Source organism: Acaryochloris sp. 'Moss Beach', from assembly GCF_021497025.1.
Classification (GTDB): Bacteria; Cyanobacteriota; Cyanobacteriia; order Thermosynechococcales; family Thermosynechococcaceae; genus Acaryochloris; species Acaryochloris marina_A.
This window is the reverse complement of record NZ_CP071724.1, coordinates 54,479-71,248: the sequence shown is the minus strand read 5'-3', so window position 1 is coordinate 71,248 and position 16,770 is coordinate 54,479. Positions and strand designations below refer to the sequence as shown.

Annotated in this window: 16 protein-coding genes and 2 pseudogenes; 5 read left to right on the top strand and 13 right to left on the bottom strand. The window is 43.4% G+C overall.

Features of this window, described 5'->3' with window-relative positions; genetic code table 11:
• Positions 1 to 168: 168 nt before the first annotated feature.
• Positions 169 to 5,622: a tandem-95 repeat protein gene (locus tag HRE53_RS33475; protein WP_235112897.1), complete on the top strand. Its 5,454-nt coding sequence runs from the start codon at positions 169 to 171 to the stop codon at positions 5,620 to 5,622.
• Positions 5,623 to 5,629: 7 nt separating this feature from the next.
• On the opposite strand, the gene HRE53_RS33470 is transcribed toward HRE53_RS33475, so the two are convergent.
• From HRE53_RS33470 to HRE53_RS33430, 9 genes and pseudogenes are all read right to left on the bottom strand, one after another.
• Entirely contained in the window at positions 5,630 to 5,932 is a 303-nt protein-coding gene (locus tag HRE53_RS33470; protein ID WP_235112896.1) for a hypothetical protein, read from the bottom strand.
• Positions 5,933 to 5,967: 35 nt separating this feature from the next.
• The gene (locus tag HRE53_RS33465; RefSeq protein WP_235112895.1) at positions 5,968 to 6,276 is read right to left on the bottom strand and encodes a hypothetical protein; all 309 of its coding nucleotides are present in this window, start codon (positions 6,274 to 6,276) and stop codon (positions 5,968 to 5,970) included.
• A 37-nt stretch (positions 6,277 to 6,313) separates the two neighbouring features.
• Positions 6,314 to 6,640: a ParB/RepB/Spo0J family partition protein gene (locus tag HRE53_RS33460; protein ID WP_235112894.1), complete on the bottom strand. Its 327-nt coding sequence runs from the start codon at positions 6,638 to 6,640 to the stop codon at positions 6,314 to 6,316.
• Positions 6,633 to 6,815 carry a cellulose synthase operon protein YhjQ/BcsQ gene (locus HRE53_RS33455; protein ID WP_235112893.1) on the bottom strand — a complete coding sequence of 61 codons (183 nt, stop codon included), beginning with the start codon at positions 6,813 to 6,815 and terminating at the stop codon, positions 6,633 to 6,635. The genes HRE53_RS33460 and HRE53_RS33455 overlap by 8 nt, the downstream gene beginning before the upstream one ends.
• A gap of 35 nt (positions 6,816 to 6,850) precedes the next feature.
• Complete coding sequence (locus HRE53_RS33450) at positions 6,851 to 7,276, bottom strand: ParA family protein (protein WP_304518447.1); 426 nt, start codon at positions 7,274 to 7,276, stop codon at positions 6,851 to 6,853.
• Positions 7,249 to 7,359, bottom strand: a complete 111-nt coding sequence (locus tag HRE53_RS33445; RefSeq protein ID WP_304518446.1) for a hypothetical protein — start codon at positions 7,357 to 7,359, stop codon at positions 7,249 to 7,251. Before HRE53_RS33445 ends, HRE53_RS33450 begins: the two co-directional genes overlap by 28 nt.
• Positions 7,360 to 7,647: 288 nt before the next feature.
• Positions 7,648 to 9,319, bottom strand: a pseudogene (locus HRE53_RS33440) (ISL3 family transposase).
• Between the two features lie 52 nt (positions 9,320 to 9,371).
• On the bottom strand, positions 9,372 to 9,599 hold the full coding sequence (locus HRE53_RS33435; RefSeq protein WP_235112891.1) for a universal stress protein: 228 nt from the start codon (positions 9,597 to 9,599) through the stop codon (positions 9,372 to 9,374).
• A 117-nt stretch (positions 9,600 to 9,716) separates the two neighbouring features.
• Entirely contained in the window at positions 9,717 to 9,851 is a 135-nt protein-coding gene (locus tag HRE53_RS33430; RefSeq protein ID WP_235112890.1) for an integrase, read from the bottom strand.
• 278 nt (positions 9,852 to 10,129) lie between these two features.
• Between HRE53_RS33430 and HRE53_RS33425 the strand changes: the two genes are divergently transcribed.
• A complete protein-coding gene (locus tag HRE53_RS33425) occupies positions 10,130 to 10,996 on the top strand; it encodes a hypothetical protein (RefSeq protein ID WP_235112888.1) in 867 nt (288 codons plus the stop codon).
• Positions 10,997 to 11,465: 469 nt separating this feature from the next.
• Here HRE53_RS33425 and HRE53_RS33420 read toward each other — a convergent pair whose 3' ends face one another.
• On the bottom strand, positions 11,466 to 11,789 hold the full coding sequence (locus HRE53_RS33420; RefSeq protein ID WP_212666889.1) for a DNA-binding protein: 324 nt from the start codon (positions 11,787 to 11,789) through the stop codon (positions 11,466 to 11,468).
• Between the two features lie 651 nt (positions 11,790 to 12,440).
• Here HRE53_RS33420 and HRE53_RS33410 point away from each other — a divergent pair.
• Positions 12,441 to 12,863: a helix-turn-helix domain-containing protein gene (locus tag HRE53_RS33410; protein ID WP_235112004.1), complete on the top strand. Its 423-nt coding sequence runs from the start codon at positions 12,441 to 12,443 to the stop codon at positions 12,861 to 12,863.
• 469 nt (positions 12,864 to 13,332) lie between these two features.
• On the opposite strand, the gene HRE53_RS33405 is transcribed toward HRE53_RS33410, so the two are convergent.
• Entirely contained in the window at positions 13,333 to 13,521 is a 189-nt protein-coding gene (locus tag HRE53_RS33405) for an IS110 family transposase (RefSeq protein WP_235112887.1), read from the bottom strand.
• 109 nt (positions 13,522 to 13,630) lie between these two features.
• Complete coding sequence (locus HRE53_RS33400) at positions 13,631 to 14,212, bottom strand: transposase (protein WP_235112979.1); 582 nt, start codon at positions 14,210 to 14,212, stop codon at positions 13,631 to 13,633.
• Positions 14,213 to 14,341: 129 nt separating this feature from the next.
• Between HRE53_RS33400 and HRE53_RS33395 the strand changes: the two genes are divergently transcribed.
• Together HRE53_RS33395 and HRE53_RS33390 are read left to right on the top strand one after the other, a co-directional pair.
• Positions 14,342 to 14,662 carry a winged helix-turn-helix domain-containing protein gene (locus HRE53_RS33395; RefSeq protein ID WP_235112886.1) on the top strand — a complete coding sequence of 107 codons (321 nt, stop codon included), beginning with the start codon at positions 14,342 to 14,344 and terminating at the stop codon, positions 14,660 to 14,662.
• A complete protein-coding gene (locus tag HRE53_RS33390; RefSeq protein WP_235112885.1) occupies positions 14,646 to 14,987 on the top strand; it encodes a transposase in 342 nt (113 codons plus the stop codon). Before HRE53_RS33395 ends, HRE53_RS33390 begins: the two co-directional genes overlap by 17 nt.
• Positions 14,988 to 15,233: 246 nt before the next feature.
• On the opposite strand, the pseudogene tnpC reads toward HRE53_RS33390, so the two are convergent.
• Positions 15,234 to 16,686 (bottom strand): annotated as a pseudogene (gene tnpC / locus HRE53_RS33385) (IS66 family transposase).
• Between the last annotated feature and the right edge of the window lie 84 nt (positions 16,687 to 16,770).

Sequence of the window (16,770 nt, the reverse complement as noted above, 5' to 3'; positions counted from 1 at the left end):
AAGCCAGTATGGCAAGCCTGTACAGGCTTTTATGAAGCTTAATAGCAATCATCTGCTGGGCTAGTGACTTCAATAATTAAGTCACAGAGTTTGTCATGCGTAATGGATGGCAATGAATTTGTTGGAATACGTAAAGAAATCGCTAGATCATCGAGGTGAGGGATAAATATGGCTGCACGCAATTGGGATTTTGTAGGAAATGGTTTTTGGGATGTAGCGACTAACTGGTCCGATGATGCACTTCCTAGTACGGCGGATGACGTAACAATTGATATTGCTGGAAATGATATTGAGGTTACTCACCGATTAGGAACAACAATCATCAATAGCCTGGTCTCCAATGAAAACTTGACGATAACTGGAGGTTCACTGTCAGTTCAGGGATTAGCAGACATCAATGGGCTTCTTAGGATAAGTGGTGGTGCTGCCAATATTAGTGGAGTAAGTAGCACTGTTGAAGCTTTAGAGTTTTTTGGTGGGACTTTGTCCAGTTCAGGTGTAGTTACTCTCGAAAATAGTGCAATTTGGTCTGGTGGTGATTTTCGTGGTGGTGGAGAGTTTATCAATCAAGGTAATTTTCTGATCAATGGTGGGGATAAGTTTCTCGTAAATATCACCCTGACTAATGAGGCTAGTATTATCCATGAAGCTAGTAGCGTTCTTTTTAGTAATGGCGTTATCAACAATAATACGAATGGCGTCTATGAACTTAGGGCAGGTGCATTACTAGCTTCTGGTGGAAACTTCGCTTTCAACAACAGTGGCACCTTCCGGAAAACAACAGATAGTACAACGACTACTGATGTCGTCTTCAACAATAATGGTGGACTTGTTGAGGTTCAAGAAGGCATTTTCAACCTTACCCGTAGCAATATCGCTGGTGGAACATTGCTTGTTGGGCTTGACAGCGCTCTAAATTTTGCCAGTGGCACCCATATTTTAAGTGGTGATATATCTGGCAATGGACTTGGCTTAGTCAGGTTCAATGGTGGCTCGATTAATACAGGTGGACAGACTACCCTTAACTTTACCAACGGGCTAATTGAATGGTCTGGTGGTGATTTTCGTGGTGGTGGAGAGTTTATCAATCAAGGTAATTTTCTGATCAATGGTGGGGATAAGTTTCTCGTAAATATCACCCTGACTAATGAGGCTAGTATTATCCATGAAGCTAGTAGCGTTCTTTTTAGTAATGGCGTTATCAACAATAATACGAATGGCGTCTATGAACTTAGGGCAGGTGCATTACTAGCTTCTGGTGGAAACTTCGCTTTCAACAACAGTGGCACCTTCCGGAAAACAACAGATAGTACAACGACTACTGATGTCGTCTTCAACAATAATGGTGGACTTGTTGAGGTTCAAGAAGGCATTTTCAACCTTACCCGTAGCAATATCGCTGGTGGAACATTGCTTGTTGGGCTTGACAGCGCTCTAAATTTTGCCAGTGGCACCCATATTTTAAGTGGTGATATATCTGGCAATGGACTTGGCTTAGTCAGGTTCAATGGTGGCTCGATTAATACAGGTGGACAGACTACCCTTAACTTTACCAACGGGCTAATTGAATGGTCTGGTGGTGATTTTCGTGGTGGTGGAGAGTTTATCAATCAAGGTAACTTTCTTATCAATGGTACTGATAAGTTCCTCGCTAGTATCACCCTGACTAATGAGGCTAGTATTATCCATGAAGCTAGTAGCGTTCTTTTTAGTAATGGCGTTATCAACAATAATACGAATGGCATCTATGAACTTAGGGCAGGTGCGTTACTAGCTTCTGGTGGAAACTTCGCTTTCAACAACAGTGGCACCTTCCGGAAAACAACAGATAGTACAACGACTACTGATGTCGTCTTCAACAATAATGGTGGTTTAGTAGAAATCTCACAAGGAACTTTTGAGCTAGTAAGAGGTATTAATCAAAATTCTGGGAAATTACTGATAAATGGTGGCACTTTATCATCAGGAACGACTTTAAGCATACAAGGTGGAGAGATTGCTGGCTTTGGAACTATTTCAGGCAGCATCAATAACTCTGGCCTTTTGACACCTGGGAGCACAGCAGATGAAATTAGCACACTAGCTATCAATGGTAGCTACACTGAAACCAATACCGCCCAAATTGATCTCGAAATTGCCGGTTTGAATAGTTTTGATCGCATCAACTTTAGCGGAACTGCTACTTTTGATGGGACTATTAATGTCAGCCTTCTCAATGGGTATGTCCCCAATATCAACGACAGCTTTGAGGTGATTACTTTTGGCTCTGCTAATACCTCTGGCCTAGACTTTAGCGGCCTAAATTTAAGTGAGTTAGACGCCATAGAAGATAGTCTCACCATCGATGAAGGTGCAATTCTTAATGGAAACTTATTAACAAACGACATCGATAGTTTAGGCTTTACACCTACCATCAATGCCACCAATATTGTCCTGAACGTTGATGGCAGCGCAAAAAGCCTGACTGAGATTAACGGAGATACTGTTGTCATTGGCCAAGAAATTACTTTAGTCTCGGGTGCATTGTTAAGCGTTAACTCTGATGGCTCCTTTACATATGATCAGAACGGAGTCTTTAATACCTTGGCTGACGGAGAAACCTCAACCGAGAGTTTTACGTACACTTTAGCTGACACCGATGGTAATGCTGATACAGCTCAAGTTACTTTCACCATCAATGGTCAAAACGATGCACCGATTGCAGATGATGACAGTTACAGCAGTAACGAAGACGAAAACTTGATCATTGACGCTCTAGCAGGTGTTCTCAATGGCGATATCGATATTGACACCAATCTCCTTATAGTTACCGTCGATACAGCTCCCAATAATGGAGATCTAACCCTAAATCCCGATGGCTCCTTTGTTTACAACCCTAATGTCAACTTCAACGGTATTGACACCTTCACCTATACGGTCAACGACGGTGATGGCGGTATAGACACAGGCACTGTCACCATCACCGTTAATCCCGTTAACGATAATCCCACTGCCCAAATTGATACCCTCTCTACTGATGAGGATACTGCCCTTACCATTGAGGCTAGTTCACTGCTTATCAACGATACCGATGTTGATGGTGATATATTATTCCTCGATTCAGTATCCAATCCTGTCAACGGCACAGTTGTTCTAGACACAAACGGTGATATTCGCTTCACACCCAATGCCAACTTCAATGGTGATGCTAGCTTCTTGTACACTATCAGCGATGGTAATGGTGGTACTGACACTAGCACTGTCAATATCACAGTGATCCCCATTAATGATGCTCCAACCGCTGTGGATGATGGTATCAACACCAATGAAGATACAGCCGTTACAGTTGACGCCTTAGCCAACGACAGTGATTTAGACGGTGATCCCCTCAATATCGATAGCTTCACGCAACCCTCGAACGGTAGCGTGGTAAATAACAATGATGGCACCTTCACTTATACCCCCGACGCCAATTTCACAGGCATCGACATCTTTACCTATACCCTTAGTGATGGTAACAATAGCACTGACACTGCAAGCGTTACCATCACTGTTAATCCAGTTAATGATTCTCCAATCGCAACAGATAACAGCTATACAACTGATGAAGATACCTTAGTCAGCGGCAATTTGATTACAGATGATACTGGGGCTGGTGTCGATACTGACATTGATGGTGATAGCTTTACCATCAATGAAAATACTGATCCCAGCAATGGTTCAGTGATAGTGAATGCTGATGGCACCTTCACTTATACCCCCAATGTAAACTTCAACGGAACTGATAGTTTCACGTACACTCTCTCTGATGGCAATGCAACGGATACTGCTACAGTCACCATTGAAATTAATTCCATTAATGATGACCCAGTTGCTACCGATGACACTGCTACCACCACAGAAGATACCCCGATCACCATTGCTGCTACCGATTTGCTTGCAAATGATACTGATATTGATGGCGATACATTGACCCTAGAGGCAGTCTCCAGCGCTGTTAATGGCACTGTCAATCTAGATAGTAATGGTGATGTTCTATTCACCCCTGATGCCAACTTCAACGGTACTGCCAGCTTTGACTACAGCATATCGGACAGCAACGGCGGCACTGATACTGCCACTGTTATCCTCACCGTCGGTAATGCCAATGATGCTCCCGTTGCTACAGACGATGCAGCATCAACCGATGAAAATATGCCATTGGTCCTAAACGTCAGTGATTTGCTCAGCAATGACATTGATTCTGATGGTGACTCGCTGAGTATTGATAGCTTTACTCAGCCGACCTATGGCACAGTCATCGATAACGGCAATGGCACCTTCACCTATACGCCCAACGCCAACTACAACGGTCCTGACAGCTTTACCTATACCGTCATCGATGGTAATGGCGGTTCATCAACAGCCTCTGTCAACTTAACTGTTAATCCTGTTAATGACGACCCAGTTGCTACCGATGACACTGCTACCACCACAGAAGATACCCCGATCACCATTGCTGCTACCGATTTGCTTGCAAATGATACTGATATTGATGGCGATACATTGACCCTAGAGGCAGTCTCCAACGCTGTTAATGGCACTGTTAATCTAGATAGTAATGGCGATGTTCTATTCACTCCTGATGCTAACTTCAACGGTACCACCAGCTTTGACTACAGCATATCGGACAGCAACGGCGGTACTGATACTGCCACTGTCTTTATTGATGTCAACGCTTCTGGCGGCAATTCTGATCCTATTGTTAATAGCCCCATTGCAGATCAAAGTACACAAGCCTACCGTTCTCTCAGTTTCACAATACCCAGTGATACCTTTAGCGATACCGATGGTGATGCACTCAGTCTGAGTAGCACTCTTAGTGACGGATCTGCTTTACCTGATTGGTTGACGTTTGATCCGAATACTGGAATCTTTAGCGGTTTTCCAACTGCAGTTGATGTAAATATGATTTCTGTTAGTGTGATCGCCGATGACGGCCAAGGCGGTAGTGTTACTGATACCTTTGATCTGACAATTCAGCTCCCCCTCAATTCCACTAGCAACACTATCAATGGCAATAACAGAGCCAATGTTTTGTTTGGAAACAATCAAGGCAACACTATAAATGGTAGAGGGGGGCGTGACCTGATTGCAGGATTCAATGGCAGTGACAATCTCTTTGGAGATCGTGGTAATGACCTCATTAGAGGAGGTAGAGGGGATGATTTCATTGATGGGGGCCGTCAGGCAGATCTCCTTAAGGGAGATAGTGGCAATGATCTCATTCTTGGAGGTGCAGGTTGGGATATCCTCTACGGCAATAGTGGTAATGACACCTTAGATGGTGGTCAAGGATCTGATTGGCTGAGTGGAGGTAGTGGTGAGGATACACTTCTTGGTGGTCAAGGATCTGATCGACTGGTAGGTGGTGCGAACGCCGATGTATTCATATTGGCTCCAGATCAAGGAAATGACTTTGTCTTGGACTATAGCGATAATGTCGATCGATTCGGTTTAGTCGATGGTTTGACGTTTGATGATCTAGTCTTCACTAGCAATGGTTCGGGTGATACCACTATTGAAGTCGACAAGGATACTCTGGCTACGGTTCTAAATGTGGCCCCAAGTATGCTGACCGATAATGACTTTATTGTTTTATAGTCACTGTTCAAATCAAGGTAACACTTCCTGTTAGTCTAAAACCTTTGAAATAAATGATAAATAAGCTTTTCAGGAGTTTACATGCAAATGAATGTGTTACCTGATTTGCCTCAATATTGGATAGTGCCAATTTGTATTTATTGCTGAAAATACCAAATATTACTGGAGCAGGGTACTCCAGCTTCATCACCATGCTTACGTTACGTTTTTTATCTAGATAAGATGTGATTTTTCTCAAATATGTAGAACTTGCTTTATTCAGAGATTTCTCAGCACCTGTTGATTCTCCAGATTCAAATAGCTCTATCATTTTCTCTAAGTCACCTTGAATTTTCCTAAGTTGTTTTATTTCTCTTTTTGAAAAATAGGAACTGAGTTCCTATTTTTCTTAGATGCATTATCTTGTCGAGTATTTCGTTGATCACTTAGAACCTTTCGTACATATCGTGTAGATACACCAATTGCTACTGCTAGGGCTGGGCCTAAGGGCTTCTCGTCTGTTTTAGGGCGACCTCTTGTCTCTCTGTAGTTAAGAGTCCGCAGGCGATCAGCTAAGCGTTCAATTTGATCACGAGAATAATTGACGCGCTTTTCATTCTCAGCTAATTCGATTTGCAAAGATAGTTCAGGATCTTCAGAACTATCAAATTCCATGATGCGAACAGGGATATTTGTTGCGGGGAAATGCTCTTCAAATTTTTTCTAAATTAGCTTCTTTTAGTACACTCAATGCAGCTAGTCGATGACCACCTGCTAGTAATATGCCTTTATTGTCTACAACTAGAGGTTCAATCAATCCTAAAGCAGATATAGATTCAACAAGATCTCGCACATGCTTATCGTGTATTGGGCGAGTGTCTTCTAATCTAGGTTGAATTTTTGAAATAGGTAAAGTTGTTCTTAAACCTCGTTCTTGCTCAAGCTTTTGTTCAGCTTGTTGATCTTGTAGATGAATAGCTTTAGCAACTTGGGTTGCTTGAGATAGGACAGAGGCACTTCGTGATCGCTTTTTATTCATTAACTACCCAGTTGCTGACAATCATTAAATCTTTTGCAGCTTTACCCTTAGAGTCATACTCAATTAGAGGTACACGTTCTGCTGCCGCCCAAGCAAGAGAAGCATCCTGATGTACGATGAATCGCTTGATGCTTGGATAAGCTTCTGCAAGTTGTTGATCAAGAGATTGATCCATAGAACGTCGAAGATCAATCCGGCTAAGAATCAAGCCTAATCTTGAAGCACCCTTACGTTTTTTTCTGTTGTCGTACTTGTAAGTCTTGAATAACACGGCTCGCTCCCATTACCGCAAGGGGGGTGAGCATCAGTACAGATTAAAGCAACATCTGCTGCAACGAGTCCCAGTCTCTCTAAGTATTCTACGCCAGGTGGACAGTCAAAGATTACTACATCAAATTGAAGGGGTTCTACTGCATCTGAAAGATCTAATGGATCTAAACTCTGGATGGAATGCCCAGTCAAATTAGGGCCACCAGGAAGAACATAAAGATTTTCTGATGCTTGGATAGGGGTAGGCTGTTTGCCTTGCAAAAGCTCAACTGTTCCAGGAGCAGTCGGATCAGTACCCAGGACATATCCAGCATTGGACTGTGGATCTAAATCTATAATTAGTACTTTAAATTTTTTGAGAGGCAAAAAATAGAGGCTAAGCCACATGCTGTGGTTGTCTTGCCAACTCCACCTTTCCTTCCAGCAATTGCGATGTGATATCGATTCATGGGCGAATATTAGCATGAGAAATCCAAGTTAATGAATACCCAACACTCATTCTTTTAGATCTAGTCCTACTCTAAAATTGATCTTGCGACTGCATCATATATCTTGGAATACTTCTCAAAAAAAGTTTGCTGATCTTTACTATATTAATCCAGTACAACTCAGATCCTTTCTCTGTCTTGGTTAAACACTCTAGGTAAAAATAAATGCGTATTTGCGCATCTTCGGGCTCTTGTCCTCTTTTGGTGATGCAAGGAAAATAAGGCTTAAAAGCATGACTAGAAGATGTTTTAGCTTGTTAGCACTAAGCGTTTATTCAAGAGATCTAGGCCAGCTCTCCCATACATTTGGCGCTTGACCATTTTCAATCGGTTATTTTGTCCCTCAACCTGGCCATTGCTCACCTCTAGTTTCAGGGCAGCTTTGACCGCTTCGTAGTCATCTGCCAATCCTTTTGCAAAACTCTTAAAAGGTCTCAGTGTGCTATTTTTAGCTCTGTCCAACCAAAAGTCTAGATGTTGGGGTAAACGCTTCCTGACGATGAAGAGAAAACTTTGAGCTAGGCCAATCGCTTCTGATAGCTCAGATTGTTGACTCAATTGATCGAGCATCTCTTCATCCTCTTCAGTGAGCCGCTCTATCTTACGCATCACTAACCAAGCAGCACTGCTGACCGTCAAAGGCTTTTGGGGCTTCAATTCGGGCGGAGGAGCAGGTCCAAGCCCAGGTAGTTCATTGAGTGAGTCTCGTTTTGGCCGTGGTGGTAGAGACTCACGAAATTGGTGAGTATAGCGGGCAACAGTAGCATAACTACCCTTGTAACCCTGCTGTTGAATCGCTTCAAACAGTTGTTTGGTATTTTGATGTCCGTTGTTCCATTGCTCAAGAAGATAGGGTGTGTATAGATCTAGGCCACTTCGTCTACATCGTGAATGACTCTTATATTCGGGAAACGTATCAGCCGCTAAATAGGTCTGAACTGTGCGCTTCCCCATGCCAAGGTGATGGGCAATATCTTTAATCTTGTATCCTTGCTGCCTTAAAGCATGGGTCTGTTCATAATTTGCCAATCGCCGAGCCCGATTTTGGGCCTTGCGTGAATTCGGATCAACGGGTGGATCTGAAGGTAGCGATATCGACTCTGTTTCCTGATGCTCAGCCATTTTGGATCTAAAAAGCGTGTACTCTGCGGTCTTGATAGCTTGTGAATCAGAGCTGAAAACTTTTTTCTAACGTTTCTTCTAAATTTTTGAGTAGGTGAAAGCGATCTGCGACCTGAATCGCATCGGGTGCACCTGCTGTTATGGCTGATTTATATGTCTTCGAACGATCACGAGAAACGACCTCGATACCGGGGTGATCGCGTAACCAACCTGCTAAAGTGTCTGCCTCGCGATCTGGTAATAGGACAAGGGGTTGATGTTTCTCGAGGTCCACCAGAATGGTGCCGTATTGATGGCCTCTACGGAATGCAAAATCATCCACCCCTAATATTTTAGGAGTTGAAATTGGCGGAAGGGGTAGCTTAAAGACAGCTCGTAATAAGGTATTGCGACTACTGCCATAATTGATCCGATAACTCAAACGAGCTGCAGCTGCACCCCCAAGAGCTAAGCCAATCTCACCTAGGTGCTCAGCAAAACGAACTGTCCGTCGAGCCCAAGGGACAGCCACCTGAGGTAATCGCTCAGTGAAGATCCGACGCTTACAGGCCTCATTAAGGCAGAAAAACTTGCAAACTTGAAGCAAGATGGTTAAGCAGAAATCCACACAGGGTAAGTCTCTTAGGGTTCGCTCATAACGACTGTGGACACGATGTGCTGTCTGATTACAGACTGGGCAACAGGTCACAACTTGGGTTGAAGAAACATGGAAGGTCATCTGATGGTTCATAGCATCAAGATCCCAACTTTCCAAATGGAGGGTGCTTTGGCACGGAAGGAATTGTCGGAGGAGTTCCATAACCTTACCTGGCAAGGGTTGATCTCTCTATTCTCTAACTCTTATTTCAGCATCACCAAAAGAGGACAAGAGCCCGAAGATGCGCAAATACGCAACTAGCACCAAAGGGCATCCTCACTACCGGAACTGATGAGGCACTTAAAGGATTAGGCTCTGCTTCTATACAGTGCAGAAACTTCAACTCGGCCTGATGAAGCTTAGCCGTTTCTAATGCTTGCACAAACACAATGGGGCGTAAGGACGAAGCATCTATTGCTGCCAATATGCGGTCATACCCCATGAGAAGTCTCACCCTTTGAGCGATAACTACAGCCTATGAGATTTCCTATCTTCCTGTTGCGAAACCAGAATAGGGTGAGTGTTGTATATTCAGCCCTCGGCTATATCAAGATCCTAACTAAGAAAACACCAACTTCGCAATTGCCCCCTCAACCTGCTCATCGGTAACCTCTGGATATCCCGACAATGCCGCCAATATTCGATGCCCTGAAATCCGCTGAATGTGTTTCGTCGGCACCCCAGCGTTATGCATCTGAGGCAGAGATGTGCGTCTGAAACTGTGAGTACTGAAGCTACCAAGACCTCTTCACTTCACCACCCCTAACCCTTCGGGTATAGGCGGAGCACTGCGAAGAGGTTTGGTAGAAAAATAAACCTTGTGGGCAAATGGGCATAATAAGCTTCCAACCAACTGATTTCGGGTTTTATCTCAAAGTTAGAATGGGCTATAATCCATGCTCTGCATAGCCTTCCATCGTTACAGACTAAAATGACGCCAGTCATTTAGTTTACTGTTCGTTAGGAGTGCAGATGCCTCAAACTAAGTCCCATAAATGGATTCCAACATTCTTAACCCTTGAGCAGTTTGAGACATTTGTCTTACCCCATTTGCACATCGGCAGCCGTGGTCCTCAACCAAAGCTCTCTTTGCATGCCATTTTCAACTACATTTTGAAGTTGCTGCACTTGGGATGTCAGTGGAGTGAGCTACCCATTGAAAAGGACAAAAATGGGCGACCGGAAATTCACCACTCCAGTGTTTATCGAGCCTTTCGACGTTTTGAAACCCATGGGTGTTTTGAAGACGTTTTCAAGGCGTCAGTCTCAATGCTTAATGAAAAAGGAAAGTTGGATACCAGCGTTATTCATGGGGATGGGACGACCACAGCAGCCAAAAAAGGGGGCGACAATCTGGGATTCAGTGGACACAAACATATGAAGGGTGACAAAGTGGTTGCTTTCTGTGATCGCAACTGCAATATCATCTCTCCATTTGTGACTGCTCCAGGTAACCGGAACGAGTCACCTCTATTCAAAACGGCACTGATGCAAGTGATGAGTACGGCCCGAACAGTAGGCATAGACCTGACTCAGACCATTGTCAGTTTGGACGGTGTGTACGATAGTCGTGAGAATCGCAAGGCCATTTTCAATCGGGGGATGGTGCCGAACATTAATGAAAATCCTCGTGGACGAAAGACGCCAAAGCCAGGTCCTAAAAGACGGTTCGATTCATCTATTTTCCAAGAGAGATTCAATACCATTGAGCGAGTCTTTGCTTGGGAGGATAAATTTAAGCGCTTGTTGCTGCGATTTGAGCGGATCAGCAAACTGCACTATGCCTTGAAAAGCTTGGCATACACCATGATCAATCTTCGGCATTTTTGCCAAGGTTAGGATCGATTTGAAATCTAATCATTCCAGAGGTCTCTAATACAGTGACCGATTTTGCCATGCTTATAGAATGGAATAATGGGGAGAATTTTCAAAGTAAAGCGATTCAATTGCCAGTTTCTACTTTCTCAGTTGTTCATATTAGATTTAACAGGCAATATTTTAGGTTAGCTGGTTAAAAACCCGAAATGAGTTGCTATAAAGATTTCAGCGCAATTAAGTACTAGACATGGAACATTGATCTCGCCATATTACACTAACGTTTGTCATAGTTTTAGTCTAATATTTGTCTGCTTTTCAGAGGACATTCTGAGAACTAGACATTAGTCTTTCAGGCAACTGGTTACGATAATGGCTGTTTCCTTCCCTAAGCTTACAAGTCTTGCAGCCCTTTCAGGTAAAGAGATTTAGCAAATTAATATTGTATTTTGAGTCTTCTGAAACCCTCACTTCGGTTCCAGTGCTAAATCCATCAAGAAGAAGAAACTGCATGAACTTGAATATCCACATTCAGCTTCTTACGCAGTGCAGTAAAAATTGCGTTCAGACTATCCATCGTTGGGTTTCCTTTAGCAGATAGCATCCGATGAAGACTCTTACTGGGCTTATTCGCTTCGACAGCAAGTTGTTCAAAGCCAACCGTCGCGTTGACTAAATCCCTCAATATTAATCGGGCGGTTTCCGGCTCACCATTAAGCATGAGGTACGCCGCTTCATCCAATAAAGCAGTTGCAAACTCAGGGTCCGACTGCACTCGGGAGTGGATAGTCTCTTTGAAATCTCTCGTCAATGCCATGATGTTTACTTCTTTTTTTTCTTTCGCCGTTGTTTCTTCTTTTGAGGATCTATATTCGCTCGCTTCTTCCGATTTTTTATATTCTTGAGAAAGCTCCTTAGCCTGGGTGATATCCGACTGTTGATCCTTCTTCGTTCCTCCTCCCAATAAAACAATCAATTCCTTGCCATCTTGGACCAGGTAGATACGGTATCCTGGCCCCCCAGTTGATCCGGTATTCACCAATCCCATCGAACCACTTCACATTTGAGGTGTTGCCTAATTCCAGACGAGAAACGGCAACCGTAACCTTTGCTGCTGCTGTAGCATCTAATCGGTTAAACCACTTTTGGTAGGGACTGGAGCCATCCTTTTTGATGTACTCTTGCAGTTTCATAGTGGGACTATAGTAACACAAAAGTTACTATAGTCCCACTAATATTTAGTTCGAAATAGCGATGGAAGGCTCACCTACTGGGGATGATACACTTTCTCCGATTATGGATAAACAAGGTTGGCATTTTAAGGTACACAGATTCGCAACTCAATGCTATAGATCTTCAGAAAAGCATCCGTGGTTTTAGCGACACTACATCTTCATTAAATATAGTAACTAGCTCCTGATACTCTTAGCTCTGGCAAGGATTTCAAGATTATCAGAGGTCATCCAGTATGCTCGCACAATTCAAACTGCGCTTTACCCAATCAACACGCAAAAAGATTGAAGCTAAACTGCGCCAGGCATACGGGAGTCAGAATTTACGTCTGGTCAAACGTATTAGTGCTTTATTGCAGCTTGGTCAAGGTGGTTCAGTGGCACAGGTAGCTGAAACATTGGCACTAGGCGAACAAACGCTCAGGGATTATCTGCATGCATTTCTAAAACGAGGTATCGCTAGCTTTAGATACAAAGCGTCTCAAGGACGTCGCAGCAAACTCACTCCACGGCAACGACAACAGCTCAAGTCATGGATTAAAGCAGGTCCGCTCAAAGCTGGATACGAGTGTGGTTGTTGGAGTGCAGTCATGTGGATTGTCAACCGGAATGTAAAAATATGCCTTTCAATTTCAGCAAGAACTAAACCCAACCTCTAAATAATGACAAAGATGGGTAAATTTAGTTGGAATACCTATTCTGTTCAATCTAGATATTTAGCCTTGTAATCTACCACCTCCAATACTCTAATTTGGAAGAAAATATATTGAAAGGACTTCCTCGACTTGCAGTCATTCGTAAGTCATAGTCGTAACTACGCTACATATTCCTGGTTCGTTATAGAAAGGTCTGTGCCCTATACATTAGTAAGTGGTCAGTATACTGCTCACAGCACTCCAACCTGGGTCACAGTAGTAGGAAATTGTCGATACTGTCTTTCCGTAAGTTGTTTCTTCCTGTTGAATTTTACCTTTGTGATAGGGCTATTTAAGATATTTACAAGGGGGGTATCTGGATATCCTAATTGGTATTCCTCACCCTTTTGAAAAGCGGCCCGAATTCGTCCAATTAGTTTTCGAGCAACAGCAACAATAGCCTTCTTCTTTCCTGTTCTCGGAAAAAAGCCTATTAAAAAAACTGAGCTAAAGCTTGGTCTTTTTCAATGGCTCTCCAGGCAATCTGAATTAGGATACTTCGGACTTGAACATTGCCCTGATGAGTAATATGTCCCCTATGGATCGTTTCACCACTGGAATGTTCACTGGGGGTCAGACCTGTGTAGGAAAATAATTGGCGCTCATTCTTAAACTGAGACATATTCCCCAGCTCATTCGATAACACCCGAGCAGACTGTGGCCCAACTCCTGGAGCAGAGCGGTAGGTCTTTTCGTTAGGATCTTCTTTGGCTTGCTGTTTGAGTTCTTGCTCAATTTTCTTGATTTCTTCTTCTAAATTTTTTCCAGACGCTCCAATAGGCAGTAATCACAATTGCCAATTCTTTTGATGGAGAATTAGCTAGAGTTTCTGTGACAAGTTTATGAGTCATCTCACGAGTTTCATCAGCATCAATTAAACCAAATTGATGAAACTTCATCCTGATTTTATTCTTAACGCTTGTGCAATCTCCAACAAGCTGTTTCCTTGTCCGACTCAATAACCGATGTGCTTCTTCTTCCTCGCTAGGAATGCGAATCCCCTTTAAGCGCTTTGCTTCCAAAAGCGTTGCCAGCTTGAGAGCATCACGTTTATCTGTTTTGACGCGATTGTTTACAGCAACTTCAATTCCCGCAGCATTCACTACGATATTCTGGATGCCATGTGCTTCGAGTTCTCGATGCAATACAAAACCTGAAAACCCAGCTTCATAAGCACTATAGATCGTAGCACCATCAAAATATTTGAGGAGTTGTTGGGCTAATGATTGTGGTGAGGCTTTCGTTGTCCATTTCTTGACGACCTCCTCCTCGAACCTAGCAACAACTGTATAAGTCTTCTTGTGTACATCAATCCCAATGAAGACTTCTTTCCCAACATATGATCTTGCTTTGGTATTTTTTCTTCATGACGGAACTCCTTGATGTCAAATCATAGAAGTAAATGTATTCCTAGCATTTAGGCTTGCACCTTACTGAGTGCAATGCAATCCATCATAGAAACATTAATGGTTCAAGACCTGATTGCGAAACGCTTCAATGTTTCCTATCATCCCCATTATGTGAGTACTCTACTGAGGAACTTAGGCTTTTCATTTCAAAGAGCACGGTTTGTTGCAGCTCATCTCAATGAAGCCAAGCGACAAGAATGGATGACACACAAATGGCCTGAGATTTTGCGTTTATCAGCAGCCAAAGATGCCCTAATTTTATTTGGGGATGAGGCCAGTTTTGCGCAGTGGGGGGTCGTTAAGCTACACCTGGAGTCTTCGTGGAGAGCAGCCAACATTGCCCACCAGTGGTAAACGGAAGGCTTACAAGGTGTTTGGATTAATTGATTATCATTCTGGTCAGTTCTTCTATCAAGGTCAGACGGGACGCTTCAATTCTGAAGGGTATACTGCTTTTCTAACTCAAGTACTCCAGCAGACTCACAAGCATATTATTCTCATTCAGGACGGGGCTAGATATCACACCAGTAAAGCAACTAAGCAGTTCTTTGACCAGCAATCCGCTCGCCTTACTCCTTTCCAATTACCCACATATTCTCCTGACTTCAACCCAATTGAATTCTTGTGGAAGAAACTCAAAAAAACGCAGCACACACCTACGGTTCTTCAAGCAATTTGATGACTTAGTTCAGCAGGTCGATGAGGGGCTACTGTACTTTAGTCAGACTCCCAATGAAATTACTGTCTTAATGGGCAAATATTGCAAAACCTTGGGTACACAAGCTGCCTAGCTAATCACGGATCTTTATCTGTAGATCTATAGCCATTTCTCTTAAACTCCACTGTAGAATTTCCTTGATGACAATAAATTTGCGCTCTCGGTTTTAGTGAGAGCGCAAATACTTAAGTAACCTGAGTTGATTTGTTACTGCCCAGGCTGAAGCATTGGTACCTCAGGAGTTCCAACAAAAATACTTCTAAGTGAATCAAGTACAGGGATATCTTGCTTTCTCAAAGTCGAAATATAACCGCGAATACGGCAGAACTGCTGGGCACCCGCCAACGAGCGGAAGCAACCTGAGATCTTCTGCTTCAATTTCATCATGCGAATATCCCGTTCAGCCTGATTGTTATCAAAGGGAACCTGGAAATCATACATAAAGGCCAGGACAGCAGATTGGTACTTCTCAAATCGGTCGAGAAGGTTTTTCGGTGTACTTTGTTTTTTCTTGCCTCGTTTCTTAGGTGCGTTTTCATCAACTGGCAGGCTTGGATTACTCTTGAATCCATCGGCTAATACTTTTCGGTAACGCTGCTCAAACATCTCGATTTGTTCTGTGCTGAGAGCTTTTAAGCCTTCAGCATGAGCACTCTCTACCTGAGTTTTGATGTCCACCAACAACGTCATCATCTCTTCAGCCCAAGGTTGCTGATAGTGCTCAACGATAAAGCGTAACTCCCGCAAATGATGAGCATTGCAGAGACCATGAGCACAATCATAGGTGGCGTAACTCTGCCAACCATCATGAATGCTGGTGCCCGTAAAGTTCGGCAGAATATCCATTTCGTCCATCGCTGCTTTTCCGCGTTTGGCATGAACAAAGTAGTAGGTCAACCCACTCGTACAGGCGACATGTAGCCACCATAGCTTGCTGTTCACCCGCAGGCCTGTCTCGTCAAAATGCCCTATTGCTGCTTGCTCAATACCGTCTTTGATCTGTACCTCAATCGGTTCTAATTTCTGAGCACAGGTTGTACGGGCATTGCAGAGGGTTCCTTCAGAAACCTGGCAGCCAAAAACTTCTTTCAACAGCTCACTCGTTCGTTCAAACGGCAACAGTTGAGCGTCCATCAAGTACACCATCAAGCCTTTAAGGCTGCTGCCATACTGAACTACATTGGTGACATCTGCAGGGAATACACCCCGACTCAAGGTTTGACAGTGCTCACAATATTTGACTTCTGCTTGATGCTCAATCACCTGTAATGACAAAGGGGGTAATTCATGAACCTGCCTAAGGTCATAGTTGTGGGCTGCTACTTCGGTTAAAGAGGCACCACATTCTTGACACTGAGTCACCGGATGTAACACCACGGCATCGATGGTATCACGCCATTCCAATGTGCGACCAGGATGACCTTTTTTGCCCGCCACTTTTGCGTTTACTCTTACCCCGTAGACTTTTTGTCCGCTTCCCAAAGCCATCGCCTGAGGGTGGTTTACTACTGTTACGACTATCCTTGTCAAGACGTTCTTCTAGTCGCTCTATCCGCTCGATAAGACGGGTGACTAGCTCAACAACCGCATCCTCACCTTGATGGTAGATTGCTCGAATATCAGATTCACTAATTGTCTGATCAGAGACTTTCTTGTTCAACGGAAGATCATGGATTGACTGCTGTTGTGCTTAAAACATAGCGCCAGAGAGAGTGATAACTTCATTCTCAACACAATGATTTAA